The sequence below is a fragment of the Streptomyces doebereineriae genome (assembly GCF_031845645.1).
Lineage (GTDB): Bacteria > Actinomycetota > Actinomycetes > Streptomycetales > Streptomycetaceae > Streptomyces > Streptomyces canus.
This window is the reverse complement of the sequence record NZ_JAVREZ010000166.1, coordinates 1-478: the sequence shown is the minus strand read 5'-3', so window position 1 is coordinate 478 and position 478 is coordinate 1. Positions and strand designations below refer to the sequence as shown.

Sequence of the window (478 nt, the reverse complement as noted above, 5' to 3'; positions counted from 1 at the left end):
GACGTGGAAGACGGCGAAGAGGGCGGACTGCGTGCGCAGGGCGGCGGCAAGCAGGCCGCCACGGGAGAGGAGTACGTGGTGGAGGCGGGTGACAGCTTGTCGAAGATCGCAACGGACGAGCTCGGCGACGAGTCGAAGTACCCGGAGATCTTCGAACTGAACAAGGGCGAAGCCCAGCCTGACGGTAGCCACTTCACGAACCCGGACCGCATCTTCCCCGGCCAGAACCTGACCCTCCCCGCCACCGCGACTGCGCCGAACGGTACGGAACCTGGCCCAGGAGATCAGCAGGGCCCGACTGCGCCGGCCCCGCAGACCCCGAATGGCGCAGGGCAGTCGGACAACGCGCAGCAGGACGAGGCGGAGCAGCACAACGACAACAAGGGGCAAGGCGGCGTAGAGCAGGAGGAGTCGGCGCCTGCCTCCCCGAGCGCTCCGCCCTCGGAGCCCAGCATCACGCCCGGACCGCCGCCGGGCG

At 69.7% G+C, this 478-nt stretch carries 1 protein-coding gene; it reads left to right on the top strand.

All coding sequences use genetic code 11. The features are described 5' to 3' along the window. Window positions 1-478 (top strand): LysM peptidoglycan-binding domain-containing protein (locus RNB18_RS51265; RefSeq protein WP_311720961.1); only part of this gene is annotated, 478 nt, incomplete at both ends.